The sequence below is a fragment of the Bacillus arachidis genome (assembly GCF_030285945.1).
In the GTDB taxonomy this organism is placed as follows: domain Bacteria; phylum Bacillota; class Bacilli; order Bacillales; family Bacillaceae_G; genus Bacillus_A; species Bacillus_A arachidis.
Window position 1 is genome coordinate 576,755 of record NZ_CP127376.1, and the last position, 21,843, is coordinate 598,597.

General features: G+C 34.8%; 18 protein-coding genes. 11 read left to right on the top strand and 7 right to left on the bottom strand.

The window, feature by feature from the left end:
• Positions 1 to 293 precede the first annotated feature (293 nt).
• From QRY57_RS04635 to QRY57_RS04670, 8 genes are all read left to right on the top strand, one after another.
• The gene (locus tag QRY57_RS04635; RefSeq protein ID WP_026593961.1) at positions 294 to 965 is read left to right on the top strand and encodes a response regulator transcription factor; all 672 of its coding nucleotides are present in this window, start codon (positions 294 to 296) and stop codon (positions 963 to 965) included.
• Positions 962 to 2,233, top strand: a complete 1,272-nt coding sequence (locus QRY57_RS04640; protein WP_286016763.1) for a sensor histidine kinase — start codon at positions 962 to 964, stop codon at positions 2,231 to 2,233. The genes QRY57_RS04635 and QRY57_RS04640 overlap by 4 nt, the downstream gene beginning before the upstream one ends.
• A gap of 296 nt (positions 2,234 to 2,529) precedes the next feature.
• A complete protein-coding gene (locus QRY57_RS04645) occupies positions 2,530 to 3,312 on the top strand; it encodes a transporter (protein ID WP_286017802.1) in 783 nt (260 codons plus the stop codon).
• A 21-nt stretch (positions 3,313 to 3,333) separates the two neighbouring features.
• The gene (locus QRY57_RS04650; protein ID WP_286016764.1) at positions 3,334 to 4,107 is read left to right on the top strand and encodes a C39 family peptidase; all 774 of its coding nucleotides are present in this window, start codon (positions 3,334 to 3,336) and stop codon (positions 4,105 to 4,107) included.
• A gap of 316 nt (positions 4,108 to 4,423) precedes the next feature.
• Positions 4,424 to 6,031: a sensor histidine kinase gene (locus QRY57_RS04655; RefSeq protein WP_286016765.1), complete on the top strand. Its 1,608-nt coding sequence runs from the start codon at positions 4,424 to 4,426 to the stop codon at positions 6,029 to 6,031.
• A complete protein-coding gene (locus tag QRY57_RS04660; RefSeq protein WP_286016766.1) occupies positions 6,028 to 6,735 on the top strand; it encodes a response regulator in 708 nt (235 codons plus the stop codon). Before QRY57_RS04655 ends, QRY57_RS04660 begins: the two co-directional genes overlap by 4 nt.
• A gap of 122 nt (positions 6,736 to 6,857) precedes the next feature.
• Positions 6,858 to 8,204 carry a 2-hydroxycarboxylate transporter family protein gene (locus QRY57_RS04665; protein WP_286016767.1) on the top strand — a complete coding sequence of 449 codons (1,347 nt, stop codon included), beginning with the start codon at positions 6,858 to 6,860 and terminating at the stop codon, positions 8,202 to 8,204.
• Between the two features lie 68 nt (positions 8,205 to 8,272).
• Positions 8,273 to 9,475, top strand: coding sequence for an NAD(P)-dependent malic enzyme (locus QRY57_RS04670; protein WP_026593954.1), 1,203 nt, complete (start codon positions 8,273 to 8,275; stop codon positions 9,473 to 9,475).
• A 318-nt stretch (positions 9,476 to 9,793) separates the two neighbouring features.
• Here QRY57_RS04670 and QRY57_RS04675 read toward each other — a convergent pair whose 3' ends face one another.
• A complete protein-coding gene (locus tag QRY57_RS04675; protein WP_286016768.1) occupies positions 9,794 to 10,333 on the bottom strand; it encodes a DUF4871 domain-containing protein in 540 nt (179 codons plus the stop codon).
• A 119-nt stretch (positions 10,334 to 10,452) separates the two neighbouring features.
• Entirely contained in the window at positions 10,453 to 11,379 is a 927-nt protein-coding gene (locus QRY57_RS04680) for a DMT family transporter (RefSeq protein WP_286017803.1), read from the bottom strand.
• A 115-nt stretch (positions 11,380 to 11,494) separates the two neighbouring features.
• Between QRY57_RS04680 and pdxR the strand changes: the two genes are divergently transcribed.
• Positions 11,495 to 12,892: a MocR-like pyridoxine biosynthesis transcription factor PdxR gene (gene pdxR / locus QRY57_RS04685; RefSeq protein WP_286016769.1), complete on the top strand. Its 1,398-nt coding sequence runs from the start codon at positions 11,495 to 11,497 to the stop codon at positions 12,890 to 12,892.
• Between the two features lie 42 nt (positions 12,893 to 12,934).
• On the opposite strand, the gene QRY57_RS04690 is transcribed toward pdxR, so the two are convergent.
• The 3 genes from QRY57_RS04690 to QRY57_RS04700 form a co-directional block, all read right to left on the bottom strand.
• Positions 12,935 to 13,447 carry a GNAT family N-acetyltransferase gene (locus QRY57_RS04690; protein ID WP_286016770.1) on the bottom strand — a complete coding sequence of 171 codons (513 nt, stop codon included), beginning with the start codon at positions 13,445 to 13,447 and terminating at the stop codon, positions 12,935 to 12,937.
• Between the two features lie 191 nt (positions 13,448 to 13,638).
• The gene (locus tag QRY57_RS04695; RefSeq protein WP_026593949.1) at positions 13,639 to 15,015 is read right to left on the bottom strand and encodes a sensor histidine kinase; all 1,377 of its coding nucleotides are present in this window, start codon (positions 15,013 to 15,015) and stop codon (positions 13,639 to 13,641) included.
• 141 nt (positions 15,016 to 15,156) lie between these two features.
• Positions 15,157 to 15,828, bottom strand: coding sequence for a response regulator transcription factor (locus QRY57_RS04700; protein ID WP_208018460.1), 672 nt, complete (start codon positions 15,826 to 15,828; stop codon positions 15,157 to 15,159).
• A 338-nt stretch (positions 15,829 to 16,166) separates the two neighbouring features.
• On the opposite strand from QRY57_RS04700, the gene QRY57_RS04705 reads away from it, so the two are divergent.
• Entirely contained in the window at positions 16,167 to 16,289 is a 123-nt protein-coding gene (locus QRY57_RS04705; protein WP_090692978.1) for a hypothetical protein, read from the top strand.
• 586 nt (positions 16,290 to 16,875) lie between these two features.
• Here QRY57_RS04705 and QRY57_RS04710 read toward each other — a convergent pair.
• Together QRY57_RS04710 and fdhD are read right to left on the bottom strand one after the other, a co-directional pair.
• Complete coding sequence (locus QRY57_RS04710) at positions 16,876 to 17,397, bottom strand: GNAT family N-acetyltransferase (RefSeq protein WP_286016771.1); 522 nt, start codon at positions 17,395 to 17,397, stop codon at positions 16,876 to 16,878.
• A 340-nt stretch (positions 17,398 to 17,737) separates the two neighbouring features.
• Positions 17,738 to 18,553 carry a formate dehydrogenase accessory sulfurtransferase FdhD gene (fdhD, locus tag QRY57_RS04715; protein WP_026593946.1) on the bottom strand — a complete coding sequence of 272 codons (816 nt, stop codon included), beginning with the start codon at positions 18,551 to 18,553 and terminating at the stop codon, positions 17,738 to 17,740.
• Between the two features lie 340 nt (positions 18,554 to 18,893).
• On the opposite strand from fdhD, the gene fdhF reads away from it, so the two are divergent.
• Positions 18,894 to 21,836: a formate dehydrogenase subunit alpha gene (gene fdhF, locus QRY57_RS04720; protein WP_098302104.1), complete on the top strand. Its 2,943-nt coding sequence runs from the start codon at positions 18,894 to 18,896 to the stop codon at positions 21,834 to 21,836.
• Positions 21,837 to 21,843: the final 7 nt, after the last annotated feature.

Below are 21,843 nucleotides of genomic sequence, written 5' to 3' on the forward strand. Positions count from 1 at the left end.
AGATACAAATCTTCTGTTTTTAAAACTCCTTTTTTAAGGGAAAGTTAAGGGAGGGATTTCATAATAACCTTTATATACAGAAAAACGGATGATAAAGTGAGAGAAAGAATGCTTTATATTATGACAAGCTTGCAGAGACAATGATATATAATTATTTTAATTACATATGATTTAGCGGTAACGGAGTGAGAGAGTTTTTTATGCTGCTCATAAAAGTCTGATTGGTGATGGCAGTTTCATTCTGTAAGTGAATAGAAAGAGATCTTATGTTAGATGAAAGGTGAGAAAGTGATATGCGCTTGTTAGTTGTAGAAGATAATGCACCTTTATTAGAATCAATTACACAAATTTTACGTGATGAGTTTGAAGTTGATACAGCAATGAATGGGGAAGATGGCTTATTTTTGGCATTGCAAAATATTTATGATGTAATACTTCTTGATGTGATGTTACCAGCGATCGATGGTTTTGAGGTAATTCAAAGAATACGAAATGAAAAAATTGAAACACCTGTCTTATTTTTGACTGCTAAAGATTCTTTAGAAGACCGTGTGAAAGGGTTAGATTTTGGTGGAGATGATTATTTAATAAAGCCATTTCAAGCTCCAGAATTGAAAGCAAGAATTCGAGCTTTATTACGAAGAAGTGGTAATTTAACAACAAAGCAAACCATTACCTACCGTGGAATCGAGTTGTTTGGAAAGGACAAAGATATTCACGTAGATGGAGAAGTAATGAAATTAACATTAAAGCAATATGAACTTTTAGAGTACCTGATTCAAAATAGTGGAAAGATTTTAATGCGTGAACAAATCTTTGATCGCGTTTGGGGATTTGATTCAGATACCACGGTAGCGATTGTTGAAGTGTATGTTCATCATTTACGAAAAAAATTGGAGCCATTTGGTTATCAAAAAGATATTCAAACCGTTCGCGGGATTGGATATATGTTAAAAGAACAATGAAGAGGAGAAGTATGTTTCAAAAAACACGCATTCGCCTTACAATTTTAAATTCATTAGTGTTTATTATATTAATTGGGATATTGGGAAGCGTTATTTATTCGTATACACACGACCGAATTTATAAAGGAATAGATGACTCTATAAGGAATTTTATTGTTAAGCAAACAAAAAATAATCGGGCACTGCAAAAACAGTTTGGCTTAAATAAAGATTTACGTATTGGAGATTCGAGGATTCTTGTATTGAAATGGGACGAAAAGAATCAGTTGATAGATATGGAGCCGAAATTTCGAGGGCCTAATTTTTGGGAAGATAATCAATCTAAGTTATTTCCAAAAAAACTTGGAGATTTTCATGATATAGAAGTAGAAAGAAAAAGTTTTCGAACATGGGCGTTTCAAATGAATTTGTTATCTGGAGAAAAAGTGACATTTCAAATATTACGTGAAACAACTGCTGAAAAAGAAATGCTCCACACACTATTACTAATTATCATCATTGGATGTAGCATTGGAAGTGTATGTGCAATTGGGATGGGATTTTTCTTAGCTGGAAGAGCTCTTATACCAATTCGTAATTCTTGGGAAAAGCAGCAACAATTTGTTTCCGATGCCTCTCATGAATTAAGAACACCGCTAGCGGTCATTCAATCAAAAACAGATGTACTATTTCAGTCTCCTTCTGCCACGATAGAGGAAAAGGCAATTGATATTTCTACAATTTCAAAGGAGTGTAGAAGGTTATCAAAGCTAGTTGCTAATTTATTATTGTTAGCTCGTTCAGATTCGAATCAAATTGAAATGGATAAAAAGGAATTTGCACTAGATGCATTATTAATGGAAGTAGTAGATCCTTATACAGAGATTGCTGCGTATCAAGAGAAAAAGATGACATTGGAAATCCAATCTAAAGTATATTTTGCTGGTGATAGAGAAAGAATTCATCAAATGGTTGTAATTTTATTAGACAATGCGATGAAATATACTGATGTTGGTGGGACGATTCAAGTAGCATGTATGCAAACAAGTAGTTCAATTATGATTCAGGTAAAAGACAATGGAATTGGAATAAAAGAAGAAGATATTCCAAAGTTATTTGATCGTTTTTATCAAGGAGATAAAGCGAGAACGAAATCAGAAGGAGCTGGCTTAGGGCTTTCAATTGCCAGCTGGATTGTAGAAAAACATTATGGAAAAATAAAAGTAGAGAGCAAAATTAATGAAGGTACTTGTTTTGAAGTGATTTTACCTAAAAATCAACGAATATAAAGAAATTAGAGGCGATCTTGTTTTTACAAGGTCGTCTTTTTTTTAAGGGAAAGTTAAGAAATGTTTTTCATAATAGAGTTTACAGAGAATAAGAAGGAAAAAAGAGAAAAAGTAATGACTTTGCATTCTTTTTGCGGATAGATAGTTATATTCATGGGTGATTTTAATACGAGCCGAACTGAACGTATCTTTTTCGATAATATGGAAAAAATGGAAGGCAGATTGTATGAGAAGCATAAAGGAGGAGAAGCAATTTGAAAAAGAAAAAGGTAGCATCATTATTTGTTATTGGAATAATGAGTTTAAGCGTAATGGGAGGGGCGTCTGCTTCTACAACGTCAAAAGGCGAAACTAACTTTTCGCAGTGTAGTAATGAACAACTGAATAACGGAGAAATACATGTGGCCTATACAGAGGAGAAGGCGCAAAAACTAGGAATTGAAACGGATGGAAAAGAGCAACTTATGTTAGAAAAGGAGATTCATGAAACAGAAGTTGATCGAGAAGCGGCACAATTAGGAATCTTTACTGAGGGAAAAGATGTAGGGGTTCTTTCAGAAGAAATCTATGAAACAAAAATAAAACAGGAAGCAAAAAAATTAGGAATACCGATCGAAAATACATCCATTGTCGATTTAATCAATCAAATTAATACAATCAAATTAAGTGATGAAGCAGATAAATTCGGTATTTCAAAAGAAGGAAAAAAAATAGATGAAGTTGCTGAAGAGGTTTATGGAACAAAGGTAAAAGAAGAAGCAGAAAATCTCGGGATTTCTCAAAAAGGGAAAGGTATAGAGGAGTTAGCGCAAGAAGTATATGAGGGGAAAATTCAAGCCGAAGCAAAAATACTTCATATTGATTTATATGGTAAAGATATTTACCAAGTGCTAAAAGAAATCAATGAGCAGAAAGTAATACAAATTGCAGACGAGCTTGGTATAGATCGTACAAATACAAATATGGAGCAGTTAAAAGAGAAAATAAAAGAAGAACAGCCTGAAAAGGGAAAGGAACTTGTCTTTTTACCTATGGTTCAAACAGATGCGGATGCTTTTTATTCGTATTTAACGAATTAAAAAGGGCGTGAAGATAGAAGGATGATACGAAAGTGGAAGATGTATATATGTGTAATTGTATTAGGAATATTTATCTGTAGTGTATATATGAAAAGAAGTGACATAATTCCTGTTACTAAACATGTAGAGAGTGTAAAGAGAATCGTCTCAAACCAATTTAATCAAAAGAAAAGGGAACTAGTGAATATGGATGAAGAAAAAGTAGTACTACAAAATGTACCCTTTATTCAGCAGTTACCAGAGCTAGACAGAGGTTGCGAAGTAACAAGCTTAGCTATGATGTTACAGTACGCAGGTATTTCTGTAGATAAGCTAACACTAGCAGATGAAATACAGAAAGTTTCCTTTTCAAATGATGGTGTACGCGGTAATCCACATGAGGGGTTTGTAGGGAATATTTATACTTTTTCTGAATCAGGATATGGCGTGTATCATGAACCATTGTTTCAGTTAGCAAACAAATATTTACCGAATCGCGCTGTTGATTTGACAGGTGAGAACATAGATGAAATTTATAAAACTGTAAAAGAAGGCGCACCAGTTGTGATGATTACAAATGCAACGTATGCACCTTTAGATGAAGATGAATTTGATATATGGAAAACGGATTCAGGTAATGTTTCTATTACATATAATGAACATTGCGTTCTTCTTGTTGGCTACGATGAAGAATCGGTGTATATACATGACCCGCTTAGTGACACGAAAAGTGTAAGTGTTCCGCGTGAAAACTTTGAACAGGCATGGGTACAAATGGGGAGTCAGGCAATTAGCTATATGGAACAACATGAATAGATTCAAGAAAAAATAAGAGGAGTTCAGCATACTTATTATACTGAACTCCTCTTTATTATTTATCTCTCATTTCTTTTTGTTTGGTATTTCATTTTATACGTTCAGTATAAGGGAAAGATGGAGATGCAACGATCGAAGGAGAAGACATGAGAATTCCGTTGTTGTAAGAATAAAAAGTGGATAGAAACTATTGTGAGAGAATGAATTAAGGGAGATGTCCGTATTTAATGAAAATGAAATGGTTGTATTTATAAAAAAGAATAAGTAAGATAGATTTCACGTGTAATAAAGAAGGAATAAGGGAGACAATAAAGGGATGAGGAAAAGAAAAAAGTTGTTAAGTTTATGGAAGACGATTACATTACTAGTGTGTACTGTTATTTTACTTTCTTTACTTGTGACAGATATATTAATTAGTCATAATGTCGAGCGTACGACGGAAGAAAGTCAGGCTGAAAAAGCAAAAACAATCGCGCGTATTGTAGCGAATTCGCCACTTGTCATTGATGCTTTAGTAGGAAGAAAAGATATATCTGAAGTTCAAACGTATACAAATCGTTTATTAAAAAATACAGATGTTCAATTTATTGTAGTCATGGATATGAATGGAATAAGAAAATCTCATCCAAATCCTCAGAAAATCGGTCATCATTTTGTTGGAGGAGATGAGGGGATAGCTTTGAAAGGGAAAGAACATGTATCGATGGCAGAAGGAACGTTAGGAATTTCTATGCGAGTTTTTGTACCGATCTTTTCTGAAGCAAAAGAACAACTTGGGGTTGTCGCTGTCGGAATTTCAGCTGATAATGTGCATGAGAGGGTAAAAGAGAGTAGGCACATTATTTATATTGGTATCAGTGTTGGAATCTTAGTTGGAATTATAGGTGCTATTTTATTAGCTAGACATATTAAGAAAATTTTATTTGATCTTGAACCTAGCGAAATCGCAAAAATTTTAGAAGAACGAAATACGATGTTACAATCTGTTAAAGAAGGAATTATTGCTGTCGATAAAGATGCGAGAGTTACTTTAATTAATAACGAAGCGAAACGGTTATTTAAGAAGAGTGGTCTCGAAGAAGATTTTATTGGTAAAGATATTGAGAAGTATATGCCTAACTCATGTATAAAAGAAGTGTTACAAACGGGGAAAGCACAATTGTATGAGGAACAAAATCTTTATGGAATTACCATTGTTACAAACAGAGTTCCTTTATATGTTAAAGGAGAAATTGTTGGTGCCATTGCAACATTTCGTGATAAAACAGAGATTAGGCAATTAGCAGAACAATTAACAGATATTCGACTTTATGCAGAAGCGCTCAGGGCACAATCTCATGAGTTTATGAATAAGATGCACGTTGTATTAGGGCTTACACATATGAAGCATTATGGACAATTAGAGACCTATATTAGTAACATGGTCTCGGAGCATCAATATGAAATTGGTGGTGTGATGCAAAAAATAAAAAATCCTGTATTTGCAGGGTTTATGCTTGGTAAACTTAGTTACGCAAGGGAAAAGAATGTCCAACTTATTGTAAGTGAAAATTCTTACTTACCAGAGCCATATGCCGAAAGCATTATTCATGAACTCATTACAATTGTAGGAAATTTAATCGACAATGCATTAGATGCGGTGATGAATTGTGAATATAAGCGAGTAGATATTTCTATTCAATATCAGGATAAATTGATTATTACAGTGAAAGATACAGGATTTGGAATCCCGAAAGAAGAAATTGAAAAAGTATTTGTCAAAGGGTATTCCACAAAAGGAACAAATCGAGGGTATGGCTTATATCTTGTAAATGATAGTTTAAAGCGGATAGATGGAAGCATACATGTCGATTCATTGTTAGGAAAAGGAACGACAATAACCATTGAAATACCATACAAAAGTAGGGATGAGATAGGAACATGATCAAAGTTTTGATTGTAGAAGATGATCCAATGGTAGCGATGTTAAATAAGCATTATTTAGAGCAAGTAGGAGGATTTGAACTTGTTCATATAGCTAATTCTGTGAAAGAAGCAGTAGAGATATTAAAAAAGTCGGCTATAGATTTCGTATTGCTCGATATTTTTATGCCTGGTGATACAGGGTTTGACTTGTTAATGCATATTAGGAGTCAAGAAAAAGAAATTGATGTAATTATGATTTCAGCTGTGCATGATATGGGAAGTATAAAAAAAGCGCTTCAATATGGAGTTGTTGATTATTTAATTAAACCATTTACATTTGAAAGGTTTAAGGAAGCATTAACCGCATATCGAGAAAAATTTATATTTATGAAAGAACAGCAAAAAATTAGCCAATCTGAATTAGATACGTTGATTTTACAAAAAGAAAAAGTAGAAATTCATGCAGATAAAGAACTGCCAAAAGGGCTAACAAAGCAAACATTACAGTTGATATGGAAGCAAATAGAAGCGCTTCATGGACAAGCATTTACAACAGATGAAATGGCTCAATTAGTTGGGATTTCAAGGGTGTCTATTCGAAAGTATGTAATGTTTTTAACTGAAATTGGAGTTTTAGAAAATGAAATGGTTTATCAACATGTAGGGAGACCGGTAAGTAAATTACGATGCATCGATGAAAACAAAATACGTTTGTATGTATAAGCGACTTATGTAAGTCGCTTATACTTTTTTTAATTACAAAACTAGTTACAAAACTTACAAATACTATTTTTACTGTTGAAAGCGTTTTAATATTATAAACAAGAATATAAGGAGGTGCCTATATGGGGATTCAAAAAAAAGTGGAAGCGATATCATCCGTGGAAACAACAGAAGTGGAACAAAAAACTTTTGTTTCGAAAATTATGAATATTAAAATTGGCGTTATACCTTTACCGTTATATATCGTATTAGCAGCTATTATTTATGGAGCATCTGTATATAACAAATTACCTGCTGATATGATTGGTGGATTTGCAGTCATTATGATTATGGGAATTTTCTTAGGTGATATTGGGATGAGGATCCCGATTTTAAAAAATATTGGTGGACCAGCAATTCTTTCATTATTTATTCCATCTTTACTAGTGTTTTTCAATTGGATGAATCCAGCTTCAATGGAAGCAGCGACGATGCTAATGAAAAAATCGAACTTTTTATATTTATATATTTCTTGTTTAGTAGTCGGAAGTGTTTTAGGAATGAATCGAAAAGTGTTAGTACAAGGGTTTATTCGTATGTTTATTCCGTTAGTTGTAGGAACACTCGCTTCTATTGCAGTGGGATTATTAGTTGGAACATTATTTGGATTTGAAATGAAGCGAACATTCTTCTTTATCATTGTACCAATTGTGAGCGGTGGTATCGGAGAAGGGATTTTACCACTTTCCTTAGCTTACAGCGAGATTTTAAATCAATCATCAGCAACATTTGTATCTCAGCTTATTCCAGCAGCGGTTATCGGAAATATGTTTGCGATTGTAGGCGCTGGATATATGAAGCGATTAGGTGAGAAAAAACCAGAACTTAGCGGTAATGGTGTGTTGGTAAAAACAGGTGATCAAGACGAATTATTAAAAGAACAAAATACAGAAAAACCAGTTGACTTCTCATTAATGGGAGCAGGTTTATTAATCGCATGTACGTTCTTTATTTTCGGTGGATTTGCTTCTAAATTTATTGGTATTCCAGGAGCAATCATTATGATCTTTTCAGCAGCACTTGTGAAATACTTCAAATTAATGCCAGCAAAAATGGAACAAGGTGCATATCACTTATATAAATTTATTTCGAAAACCTTAACTTGGCCATTAATGGTCGGTTTAGGATTGTTATACATTCCGTTAAAAGATGTGGCAGCTGTTCTTTCAGTTGGATATGTTGCGGTGTGTGCATCAGTGGTAATCACAATGATCACGACTGGTTTCCTTATTGGAAAAGTCATGAAAATGTTCCCGGTTGAATCTGCGATTGTAACAGGATGCCATAGCGGATTAGGCGGAACTGGAGACGTTGCGATTTTATCAGCTTCAAATCGTATGGAATTAATGCCATTTGCGCAAATTTCAACGCGTTTAGGTGGCGCTGCTATGGTTGTAACAGCGACAATTTTATTAAAAATGTTTTCATAATTTATCATCATACAAGCTAGCTATGTAAAAACGTAGCTAGCTTGTCAAATTAGGAGGAGTTTATTTATATGTTAGAAAGTCAAATTAATGAACGTTCATTATTACTTCATAAAGAATTGGTAGGAAAAATTGAAATTACAAGTAAAGTAGAAGTAAATTCAGCAGATGATTTAAGTTTGACATATACACCAGGAGTGGCTGAGTCTTGTAAAGCGATCGCTGCAGATGAAGAAACAGCTTATGACTACACAGCGCGCGGTAATATGGTGGCAGTTGTTTCGGATGGAACAGCAGTACTCGGATTAGGTGATATTGGACCGAAGGCAGCTATGCCTGTTATGGAAGGGAAAAGTATTTTATTTAAAAAATTTGCGAATGTAGATGCATTTCCGCTTTGTCTTGGAACGACTGATGTAGATGAAATCGTAACCATTGTTAAAAATTTAGAACCTACATTTGCAGGTATTAATTTAGAAGATATTGCAGCGCCGCGCTGTTTTGAAATTGAAAAGCGCTTAAAAGAAGAAACAAATATTCCAGTATTCCATGATGATCAACACGGAACAGCAATTGTTGTTTTAGCTGCAGTTATTAATGCTTTAAAAGTTGTAAACAAACAGATGGATGAAGTGAAGATTGTGATTAATGGTGCCGGTTCTGCAGGGATTGCAATTGGTAAATTGTTATTAAATGCAGGCGCGCAGCATATGACGTTAGTAAGTTTAGAAGGTATCGTTTGTGAAGGAGAATCATGGATGAACCCTGCACAAATCGAGATTGCGAAAGAAACAAATCGTGAATTTGTACGTGGAACATTAAAAGAAGCGATTGACGGCGCAGATATTTTTATCGGTGTATCTGCTCCTAACGTATTAACAAAAGAACTTGTGAAGACAATGAATGAGAAACCAATTGTGTTTGCAATGGCGAATCCAGTACCAGAAATATTCCCAGAAGATGCACTAGAGGCTGGAGCAGCGGTTGTTGGAACAGGACGTTCTGATTTTCCAAACCAAGTAAACAATGTCTTAGCATTCCCTGGTATATTCCGTGGTGCATTAGATGTACGTGCAACAGATGTCACAGAAGAAATGAAGTTAGCTGCAGCATATGGAATCGCTAACATCATTACTGATGAAGAACGAAATGAGAATTATGTAATTCCAAATCCCTTAGATAAAAGAGTTGTTCCAAGTGTTGCTGCTGCAGTAGCAAAAGCGGCAATCGAGTCAGGAGTCGCACAGATTACAAAAATGCCAAGTTATAAATAATAAAACGCAGTGCCCTTTTAAGGAGGCACTGCGTTTTTAGTGAGATAAGAGATCAGAGCAATAAAGAAATCGTACCTCCGCTTATGGTTTTATATTATTAGTAATAAATATTTCGCTTTGCATTATTTATTCAGCTCCATTGCAACTTGCTTTCCATTTACGAAAACCTCTACCAAAGCCACTACAACTTCCATTACTTTTTTCATCTCTCATCTCTCCTTGTTTGTTGTTTCATTTCTTACTTTTAGTATAAGGGAGAGAAGGGGATGCAACTATCGAAATAGATGACATAACAATTACATTGTTGTAAGAAAGACATTAAGCTTTGTCACTTTTTTCTACTTGAATAACAATTTGCTCATAATATTCCTCATCAATATAGACATTTAAGACCCATAATCCAGGAGAAGGTAGTGACATAAGGAAAGGGAGTTCTTTTATATTTGAATGAATGGGAGTAGGAGCGGTCCAAGTTTGTTCGAAAGTTTCATCCTGAAAGAGTATGGGAGTCGGTTTTGTAGATCCTTGTTTTAAGGCGATAATAGATAGTTTTCCAGATGGCATTTGTGGATCGAGGAAGAACCACATCCGTTTATTTTTGTCACCAGCAATGAATGTACTATCTGCAATTGCAACTTTTCCTTCAATGCCTTTTAATGGTGTCTTTCCAGCTACAAAGGAAGGACTTTCTTCCCAGTTAACATCTTTTAAGACGCTTAAGTGAAAAAATGAAGGTACATTATTTTGAGGTTGAGAGGTTTTTGTTATTTCTTTTATAGGTGCTTTGGAATCTTGCTCGATTGAGGTACATCCAGTGATGAGAAAGGAGAAAAGTAGCACAGTGCCAATTTTTTTCATTTTGCCACACTCCTATTTTTCATTGTTAGTGTAATTGTATTTGCTAGAAGAGCGGACAATTCCTTTTCATTCATAAAAAGAGGTCAGAAGTTTAGTATGACCTCTTTCGATATTTTGCACTATATTTGTTCAGGTATGAATGTAGGTTCTGCTTCTTTTTCTGGCATTGTTAAGAAAATAACGGCGATGACGATACATACACCGCCTAGTAATTGGTATGCGCCGAAAGATTCTTTTAGCCAAGTGATGGAAACGATAGCTGCTACAAGCGGTTCAATACTAGATAAAATACTGGTCTCTGTTGCGGATAAATATTTTAAACTGCCAATGTAGAGAAGAAAAGAAAGCGTTCCACTTATAATAATTAAAATCAGCATAGAGAATGTTGGAAGTGTAAAGGTTTGTGAAAGTTGTTTCCATTCAAAAGAGTGATTATAAATAAATAGTGAAATGCCCCCGATTAACATACCCCAGCCAATAATAAGAGTTGTGCCCCATTGTTTAATAAGAGAAGCAGGGTGAAGTGTATAAAAGGCAAAACCAATAGCTGTTAATAGACCAAATAAAATAGCTTCCTTCGATAAAACAATATTTTCAATTGATCCATTTGTAATAATAAAGTATGTGCCTGTTAGGGCAGCGACAATGGATAACACTTGCATAGTTGAAGGAAGTTTTTTATACCGTATTGCAACATAAACGGTAATGAGAACTGGCCCTAAAAACTGGAATAAAGTAGCGGTAACTGCGTTGCTAATATGCACTGTTTCAATAAAAGCATACTGGGCGCCAAGCATTCCAAGAATAGAGAAAATGATAAGTTGTAAAAGATGGCGTGGGTGTTGCCAAATACGAAATATATTTTGTTTTTTTATAAGTAGAAAACATAAAATAAAGACCCCAGCAAGTAATAGGCGAATTACTAAAAAATCAATAGATGATACTTTCGTATGTTGAAAGAGCCACTGAATCATTGGACCTGATAATCCCCATAGAGTAGCTCCTGTAATAATCATAATGAGGCCGAGCCGTCTGTTATTGTTCATCATGATGCTCCTTTCTAGGATTGATTTTTTAAAATTTACATGATAAAAGAATTATATATAACTTCTGGTACTGTAAGAAGTATCAATAATGCATTTTGTAAAGGGGTCAGATTTTATGTTAGAGTTAACACCAAATTTGAATATGGAGAAAAAAATCCCGCTGTATGTACAGTTATACGAGTATATAAAAACGGAAATAAGAAGTGGAAAAATCCCTCCCTTGACGAAGCTTCCAGCAAAAAGAAAGTTAGCAATGCATTTAGAAGTGAGTAAAAATACAGTGGAATCGGCATATGAACAACTTCTTGCAGAAGGATATATTGAATCGGTTTCACGTAAGGGGTATTTTGTATGTGAAATTGAACAAATGATACATACAATGAAAAAAAGAGAAGTCGTTAAGGAAGTATTGCATGAGGAACAGAAATATAAATATGATTTTACACAAACGGGTGTAGATGCAAATACATTTCCATTCTCTGTATATCGGAAAATTTCAAATGAGGTATGGCAACTGGAAAATAAGGACCTTCTATTTCTTGGGCATCCTCAAGGTGAATCCAGTTTACGTGAAGAGATTGCGAAATATTTATATGAATCAAGGGGTGTGAGATGTTCAGCGAGTCAAATTGTAATAGGAGCCGGAACACAATTTTTAATAAGAATGTTGTTTCAGTTACTAAAGGGAAGTCATTTTGCAGTTGAAAATCCAGGGTATCACCGAAAGTTGGTTGTCTTTGAGAAGGGGGAAGAAAATGTTCAAATGCTCCCGCTTGATGAGGATGGGATTTGTATTTCAGATTTAGAAGTTAGCAATGCGAATGTTGTGTTCGTTACTCCATCCCATCAATTTCCGTGTGGAATGATTATGCCAATTAAAAGAAGGATGCAACTATTACAATGGGCACAAGGGAGGAGTGGGCGTTATATTATTGAAGATGATTATGATAGTGAGTTCCGTTACTCTGGAAAGCCGATCCCAGCGTTGCAAGGGCTTGATACAGAAGGGAATGTAATTTACATGGGAACACTTTCAAAAGCTTTGCTTCCATCATTACGGATGAGCTATATGGTGCTACCAAAACAGCTAATTGAGTTGTATCAAACACAATATTTATTTTATGCACAAAGTGTTTCAAGAATTGATCAAGAAATTATTAGAAGGTTTTTAAATGAAGGACATTGGGAAAAGCATATTTATAAGATGCGAGTCGTTTATCGGAAAAAGAGAGATGCTCTTGTCTCAGCAATAGAAAAGTACTTTTCTAATAAGGCGGAAGTAATTGGGGAAGACTCTGGCTTACATATTTTATTAAAGGTTCACAACGAAATGTTAGAAGAAGAATTAATAAAGAGGGCAGCTGAAAACGGTATAAAAGTATATCCTGTTTCTACGTATTATAAAGAAGGAAGTACTCCTAAAAATACGGTTTTACTTGGGTTCGCTATTTTATCAGAGGCAGGGATTGAAGAGGCAATTCAATTATTATATAATGCGTGGTTTGCACTGTAAAACGCTAATAAAAAAATCCTCATATATTTGAGGATTTTTTTATTACTTTTCTGTATCTAAGAATAAAACCATATGCTCTTCATCCCAATATTGACCGTTATATTTTAAAGAACGCTCTTGTACACCAAAAGTTTTAAATCCTAATGATTCGTAAAGTTTTTTTGCACCGTCATTTCCGACCACAACATCAAGCATAATTTGTTCTACTTCTAATGTTTTTGCAAGTTCAATACACTCTTTAATGAGGGATTTTCCTGCTCCAAGTCCACGTGCTTTTGGCGATACATATACCGAACCAATCTTTGCTTTATGTTCTTGTTTTACGTATGGTTTCGTTTCCAAGGTTGCAACACCGATCAATGTACCGTCTTTAAATGCACCTAATGTATAGTTTTCATCTTGGGCTAATTTTTGTGCTTTATACTCAATCGGGCATTCTTTATTAATAATATCTTCATAAGAAGAGCTGAAAGCCTCAGGGTTTTGTTTTAATCCTTCTACACGAAGTTCTAAATAAATTTCTGCTTCATCCTTTGTTAATACATGGATATCCAATTATATCACCCTCCAAATCTTTGACAAATGTAGTTATATTTTATATTGAAATAAGAATAATTTCAAAAAGATAGCTTTTTCTAGTGATGTTTTACTGTTTTTTTTCTTAAAAGGTTAATAAATAATGGCTATTAACATAATATCACCAGCAGTTTGAAAGAAAAGATACTACTGGTGATTTACCGTACATACTATTCAATTGGTAATTCAATAATAAATTCTGTTCCAATTCCTAACTGACTTTTTACTTGTATGGAGCCGCTATGTAACTCAACAATTTCTTTTGCAACAGCTAAACCAATTCCTTTACCACCCGTAGCTCGAGTTCTTGATTTATCAACCCGATAAAAACGATCAAAAATATGCGGGATATCTTCTTGTGGAATCCCTTCACCTTCATCTTGCACACTTATAGAAAAAGTATTCTCATTTTGATAGGCGTGTACAGTAATAACTGATTGTTCATAAGAATGCTGATAGGCGTTGTGTAATAAATTTAGCATTACTTGTTCCATTCGACGTTCATCCATATAGACATTAGGATCATCTTTACAGTGAAATTTAATTGTTATTTGCTTTTTAGCAAGTGTTGGTTTGGTTTTTTCAATCATGCGTTCTAGAAAAGGCTGTAAAGGAATCTCTTGTTTTTTAATAATAAATTGATGCTGTTCAAGTTGCGCTAAATCAAATAAGTCTTGAACAAGTTCGGTTACACTATCTGTTTCGTCTTCAATAATTTGTAAATATTCTTCACGCTCTTCTTTAGAGAGAGAATCTCGTTTAGCCACTTTTGCATAACCCTTCATATAGGTAAGTGGTGTGAGTAGTTCGTGAGCTACACTTGCAAGAAACTCATTTCGTTCTTTTTTCATGTAGGTCAATTCACTAGATAATTCTTCAATGGTTTTGGCCAAACTACCAAGTTCATCATTGCGTTTAATTCCTAATTTAATTGGTTTATTTAACTTTGACATTTTTTCTGTTGCACGTTTCATTTTAATAAGAGGATCAGTAATGACACGAGAAAAGATAAAGACAGAAATTGTTGTTAAAACAAGAGTTAATATACCGATAATAATAAATTGATGTGCTAAACGAAGAATCATTTTTTCTAAAAATGCTGTATCTAAAAACATATGTACATACCCAGTAATTTGTTTATGAATGATAATCGGCGTTGCTGTTGAAATATATTTCGATGTTTTCCAATTTTTTTCAATCATAGTTCCATCTATTGAAGTACAACGTATTTTGTTAGCAAGTTGCTTTTTCATTTCTGGGGTTATCGGATCAGAAGAAGAAAGTATTTGCCCATTGGTGTCTGTTATGACTAACTTTGTGTCTGAATTAGAATGTGATTCCATTGCTGCAGCATGTTCAAAAGCTCGTGGACCATAACGTCTTGAAATAAAGTTGCTATAGCGCTTTCCTTTTTCTAAAAGAGCGGCTTTTTCTTCTTCAATACGCATGTTCGACAAACTTGTATAAAAAGATACAAAAGCGATGGCTTCAAGACATAGAGCTAATATTAAAAAGCATGTACCAATTTTAAGGGAAAGCTTGTTCATTTTTTCACCATACCTTTATGTCACATTAATGGTCAGTGGGAAGAATCTAACCACTGACCAGAGTTGTATCACGAGTTGCTTAAATAATTCTAAGTGTGGGGCGAGCCATTTCCTACCTAGAAAAGTTTCACTTTATTATTTTTATTCACTTTTCCACTTATATCCCACCTTATAGATGGTCTCTAAGTATTTTTCAACAGGAAAGTCTTTTTTTCGTAATTTATCACGGATATTGCGGATATGTGAGTCGACAGTACGATATTCAATATCCGTTTGATATCCCCATATTTTTTCAATTAAATCATCACGGCTATATGCTCGATTGGTATTTTGTAAAAACAGTCCTAGTAATGAAAACTCGATAGGTGTAAGTGAAATTTTTTCGTCGTAAACAGTAACAGTATGCTTTGTTTTATCCCATTCAATGCCATTGAAGCTGATAAAACCGTCCTTTTTTGTTCGGCGTAGCACAGCTTCAATTCGGGCAACTAGCACTTGTTCGTCAAAAGGTTTTGTAATATAGTCATCCGCTCCCAGTGTGAGTCCCTTTATCATATCGTAGTTTTGATTACGAGCTGTTAACATTATAATTGGAACATTGCAGATTTGACGGATTTGATAACAGGTATCCCATCCATCCATCTTGGGCATCATGACATCTAACAAAATGATATCGAAGTCTTTTTGTTGAACTAATTCAAGAGCTTCAATACCAGATGTGGCTTTCATACAAAAATAACCACGTGGACTTAAGAATAAATCTAATAATCGCAACATACGCTCTTCATCATCTACTAATAAAATTTTTATCATAGTTCTTGTGCACCTCAAAACATTCAGTCTACCTTGTATAGTTTACATGAAAACGATAAAAAACTCTGTTTATGTGATTGAATTGTAGTGCATTTTTTGTACTATGGCAATTGACATAAAAAATGCACTACTTTTGCACAACTCTTTTTTATAATAAAAGGCGTAGCGACACAAAATACCCTATGTTGCGACATAACGTCATGTCATTTTATTTATAAAATGACAATTCCATTCTATTGTGTATGTGAGATAGTGAGAAATTTCGTATTCACCTCGCATCGGATAAGGAAAATCTCCTATCTCACACTTTTTTTATTGCTATAAAGGGGATTATACACATGAGTAAAAAAGAAGAACGTTTTCAAAAAGATAAACAAGAGCGCAATGCAGTTGTGATGTGCATTGCTGTATCTATGCTAATCATTGTGACGTGTGCTAATAAATTTTTTGGAATTCTATAATAGATGTATAAGCTCGTTGCTGCATTTAGAGAAGTAACGAGCTTTTTTATTTGTAGGAAAAAATCCCCTGTATGCTATATACAGGGGATTTTTGTATAGGAAGGAATCAACAAATGATAGAAGTTTTATACAATAAACCAAGGAAGAATTGCTAATCCTGAAGTGACGATTATTGTGCCGCAAATTAAAAAAATAAGATGTTTGTGCTGTTTCATATCTATTCCTCCTCTAATTCTTGATTTAATTCTATCGCTACGAATTTTCTGTTTACCATTACTTCTATCATTTTTCCTCTTTTAGCTCTTTTGGTTGTGGTTCTGTACTTTTAGTATAGCGAAGAGAAGGGAATAGAACCATTGAATAAGATGACATGAATATTACATTGTTGTAAGAAAAAAGTACCTTTATCTGAAAAGGTACTTTTGGAGAAATCTATATAAATACATTTTGATTTTTAGACATATAAGTTTTTGTTATAAACAACAAAAGATAATTTGCTCTCGTTGTTTTAAACTGGAACTGACCACTTCTATGCATGGAAGAATACTCTTTCCGAGCTAGAAAGAAAGGTTTTTTTGTTGTTTTTTCACTTTGCATTTGATTCGTTAGTTAAAAATAAAACCATATGTTCTTCATCCCAATATTGTCCATTGTGTTTTAAGGAACGTTCTTGTACGCCATATGTTTGAAAGTCAAGTGACTTGTATAATTTTTTTGCAGCTGCATTTCCGGCAACAACATCGAGCATGAGTTGTTCTACATGTAATTTATGAGCGTTTTCAATAATGGCTTTTATTAACGCACGGCCAGCGCCAAGACCACGCGCTTTCGGAGAGACGTAAACAGAGCCGATTTTTGCCTTATGTTCTTGTTTTATAAATGGCTTAGTTTCTAAAGTGGCAATTCCGATTAATTCGTTATCTTTAAAGGCACCAATTGTATATTTATCCGGATTGGCTAAACGTTTCGCCATTGCAGCAACAGGATCCTCATGTTTTAGAACGTCTTCATAAGAAGAACTAAAAGCTTCTGGATTTTGCGTTAATCCTTCCATACAAACTTTTAAATAAATTTTTGCATCCTCTTTTGTTAATAGACGAATTTCCATGTATATAACCTCCTAAGTGTAACCAGCTCTACAGGATAAGCACGCTACAAGAGCACGGTTGTTGATGCTTTTTCAATTGATAACAGTTCCGCTTTATATTAAAAAATGTTATATGCTGCACTCATTCCATCTTAATTTGTTAAAGAATAAGGAGATATATGCGGAGAAGAGCAGGGACCTTCATCTGTTTTTCCAATCATTCAATTTATCCCGCTGTCTGTGGGCAATAACACCCCATGGATTTAAGTTGTACTTTATGTAATGAAATTATATATTAACTTTATTAACTATTCAACAATTAAATATATTACATTTTTATAACTAAAAAATGATTCCTTTGCTAGGAATCATTTTTTTCTGTTATATATCCTTCAATTCGTTCTGGGTGAGTATAGATATTACAAGAATCATTGCGAATAAAACCGACCACTGTTATGCCTAAATCATGAGCAAGTTGCAAAGCTAATTTTGTTGGAGCTGATTTAGAAAGAACGATTTCGCAACCGATTTTAGAAACCTTTAGTAAAATTTCAGATGAGATTCGACCACTAAATGCAATAATTTTTCCTTCGATTGGGATATCATTACGTAAACAATGACCATATATTTTATCTAATGCATTATGTCTACCGATATCCATTCTTGATATGAGAATGGTATTTCGATCGCAAAGGGCGGTATTATGAACTCCGCCTGTTTGATGAAACGTAGTGGAAGATTGCTGTAAGGTATTCATTAAATGAAAGCACTCTTCTGGAGTCATTGTTACATGGATATCATGTAAAGTTTTTGCTTTTGCTGCATCATTTACAAATACAAAACCTTGCCTACTTTTTCCGCAACAAGAAGTGACATATCGTTTGTTATATAGTGTTTGATAGAGCGGATTGATCTGTGATGTTTTTACATGGACAACCCCTTTGTCTTTCTGTATCCACAGCTCATCAATGCCTTCGTAAGAAGCAATAATTCCTTCAGAAATTAAAAAACCTATTACCATATCTTCAATATAATTTGGAGTACATACAACTGTTACGTATTCTTCCCCGTTCAATTTAATTGTTACAGGATATTCTGTGACAATCTCATCTTCTTGTTCGAGGAATGTTCCAGTTTGATAACGTACCATTTTACATGTTTCTTGAACAGGTCCCATAGTATTTTCCCCTTCATATGTATTTTTCTTACTATTTATCATAAAACATAAAAAAAATAAAAGCATCTGTTATCTATTTCTATGCATGGGTGGATGCTCTCTCTCAGCTAAAAAGAAAGATTTTATGTTTGTTTTCAGTTTCTCTATATTATTTGGTTATTATTGTATGTGTGAGATATAATAGAATAGTAGAATAGTGGCATTTTTATACCTTATAGCATCAAGAATCGACTTCTAAGATAGAGTTTCAACAGGGCGTTTCAAAAAAATGTATAGCGATATATTTTTGAAAACGGATTCAAAAATATATTGTACAGTTAGTTGTAAGGAGAGGGAAACTATGGCAGAACAAACAGTTCGTGTAACCGTAGATGGAAAAGAATTTCTTTCATCTGGTGAAAAAACGATACTGCAACTATTTAACGAGAGTAATTTAGAGCATCCACAAATTTGTCATGTACCAGAGGTGGATCCAATTCAAACTTGTGATACGTGTATTGTGGAGGTAGATGGGAAATTGCTGCGTGCTTGTTCAACGCAATTGGAAGATGGCATGCAGATTGAAAGAAAATCAGTGCGTGCAAAATCGGCGCAAACGGAAGCGATGGATAGAATATTAGAGAACCATTTATTGTATTGTACAGTATGTGATAATAATAACGGTAACTGTAAAGTTCATAATACGGTACATATGATGGAGATAGAAGAGCAGAAATATCCATATGAACCGAAAGTTAGTGCAAAAGAAGTGGACATGACTCATCCATTTTACCGTTATGATCCAAACCAATGTATTGCTTGTGGACAATGTGTAGAAGTATGTCAAAACTTACAAGTTAACGAAACGTTATCAATTGATTGGAGCTTAGATCGTCCTCGTGTAATTTGGGATAACGGCGTAAGTATTAACGATTCATCTTGCGTTAGTTGCGGACAATGTGTCACAGTTTGTCCTTGTAATGCATTAATGGAAAAATCTATGCTTGGAGAAGCTGGGTTTATGACTGGATTGAAACCGGATGTGTTAGATCCAATGATTGATTTTGTAAAGGATGTAGAACCTGGATACAGTAGTATTTTAGCAGTTTCAGAGGTTGAATCTGCAATGCGTAAAACGAAGGTTAACAAGACAAAAACAGTTTGTACATTCTGCGGTGTGGGTTGCTCGTTTGAAGTATGGACGAAAGACCGTCAAATTTTAAAAGTTCAACCTGTATCAGACGCACCAGTAAACGGGATTTCTACATGTGTAAAAGGAAAATTTGGTTGGGACTTTGTAAATAGTGAAGACCGTATTACGAAACCATTGATTCGTCAAGGAGATATGTTCGTTGAAGCATCGTGGGAAGAAGCTTTAGAGGTTGTTGCATCCAATATGCAACATATTAAATCTGAATATGGTAACGATGCATTTGGCTTTATTTCTTCTTCAAAAGTAACAAATGAAGAAAACTATTTGCTGCAAAAGTTAGCTCGTCAAATATATGGAACAAATAATGTAGATAACTGTTCCCGTTATTGCCAATCTCCAGCAAGCGATGGTTTAACAAAAACTGTTGGTATAGGTGGAGACGCAGGGACAGTGAAAGATATTGCGGAAGCTGGTCTTGTTATCATTGTGGGGGCGAATCCAACGGAAGGGCACCCTGTACTTGCTACTCGTGTGAAACGTGCCCACAAATTACATGAGCAAAAACTGATTGTATCTGACCTACGTAAGCATGAAATGGCAGAGCGTGCGGACCTATTTGTTCATCCGCGCCAAGGAACTGATTATGTATGGCTTGCGGGAATAACAAAATATATTATTGATCAAGGTTGGCACGATAAGAAATTCTTAGATGAAAATGTGAAGAACTTTGATGAATATAGAAAAATGTTAGAGAAATATACACTTGATTATACAGAAAACATTACAAGTATTTCGAAAGATACATTAAAAGAGATGGCTCGTATGGTATATGAAGCAGATGGTACTTGTGTACTTTGGGGGATGGGGGTAACGCAAAATACAGGAGGAAGTACAACATCAGCAGCGATTTCAAACTTACTTCTTGTAACAGGTAACTACCGTCGCCCAGGTGCTGGTGCATATCCACTCCGTGGTCATAATAACGTACAAGGTGCTTGTGATATGGCAACATTACCAAATTGGCTTCCGGGCTACCAAGCAGTGTCAGATGATACACTTCGTGCGAAATTTGAAAAAGCATATGGTACTAAAATTCCAAAAGAGCCAGGGCTGAATAACATTGCAATGCTTGCGGCTGCAGAGGAAGGAAAACTACGTGGTATGTATGTAATGGGAGAAGAAATGGCATTAGTCGATTCCAATGCAAATCATGTGCAACACATTTTAAGTAATCTCGACTTCCTTGTAGTTCAAGACATATTCTTATCAAAAACAGCTCGTTTTGCTGATGTTATTTTACCGGCGGCACCAAGTCTAGAAAAAGAAGGAACATTTACGAATACAGAGCGTCGTATTCAGCGTTTATATGAAGTTATGAAACCGCTCGGTGATTCGAAACCAGATTGGTGGATCCTTCAAAAAGTAGCCCGTGCCCTCGGTGGTGATTGGAATTATGAAAGCCCAAGTGAAATTATGGATGAAATCGCATCACTCGCGCCGTATTATTCACAAGCAACATATGATCGTTTAGAAGGATGGAATAGTTTATGTTGGGGCAGCCATGATGGTAGTGACACACCATTATTATATGTTGATGGCTTTAATTTCCCTGACAAAAAAGCGCGTCTATCACTAGATGAATGGATACCACCAGTTGTGGCACCGGAAGAATACGATTTATTATTAAATAATGGTCGTATGCTAGAACATTTCCATGAAGGAAACATGACAAATAAATCAGTAGGGATTTTATCTAAAATTTCTGAGGTGTTTGTTGAGGTTTCACCAGAGCTTGCTGCAGAGCGGAATGTGAAAGATGGTGGCCTTGTAGAACTAGCATCACCGTTTGGGAAAATCAAAGTACAGGCACTTATCACAGACCGTGTAACCGGAAACGAGTTATATTTACCGATGCATGCGACAGTAAATGAAGAAGCGATTAATATTTTAACAGGAACAGCGACGGACCTATATACTTGTACACCAGCTTATAAACAAACGATGGTGAAAATGCGCGTATTACGTGAAAAAGGTAATCGTCCACTTCCTGATTCAAACCCAAGAGGTAAAAAACGTCATCCGCAAAATGGTGTTGAAATTCAGCAGAAATGGCAACGAAAACAATACGTATCACTTGTGGATCACAACTAGGGGGCGA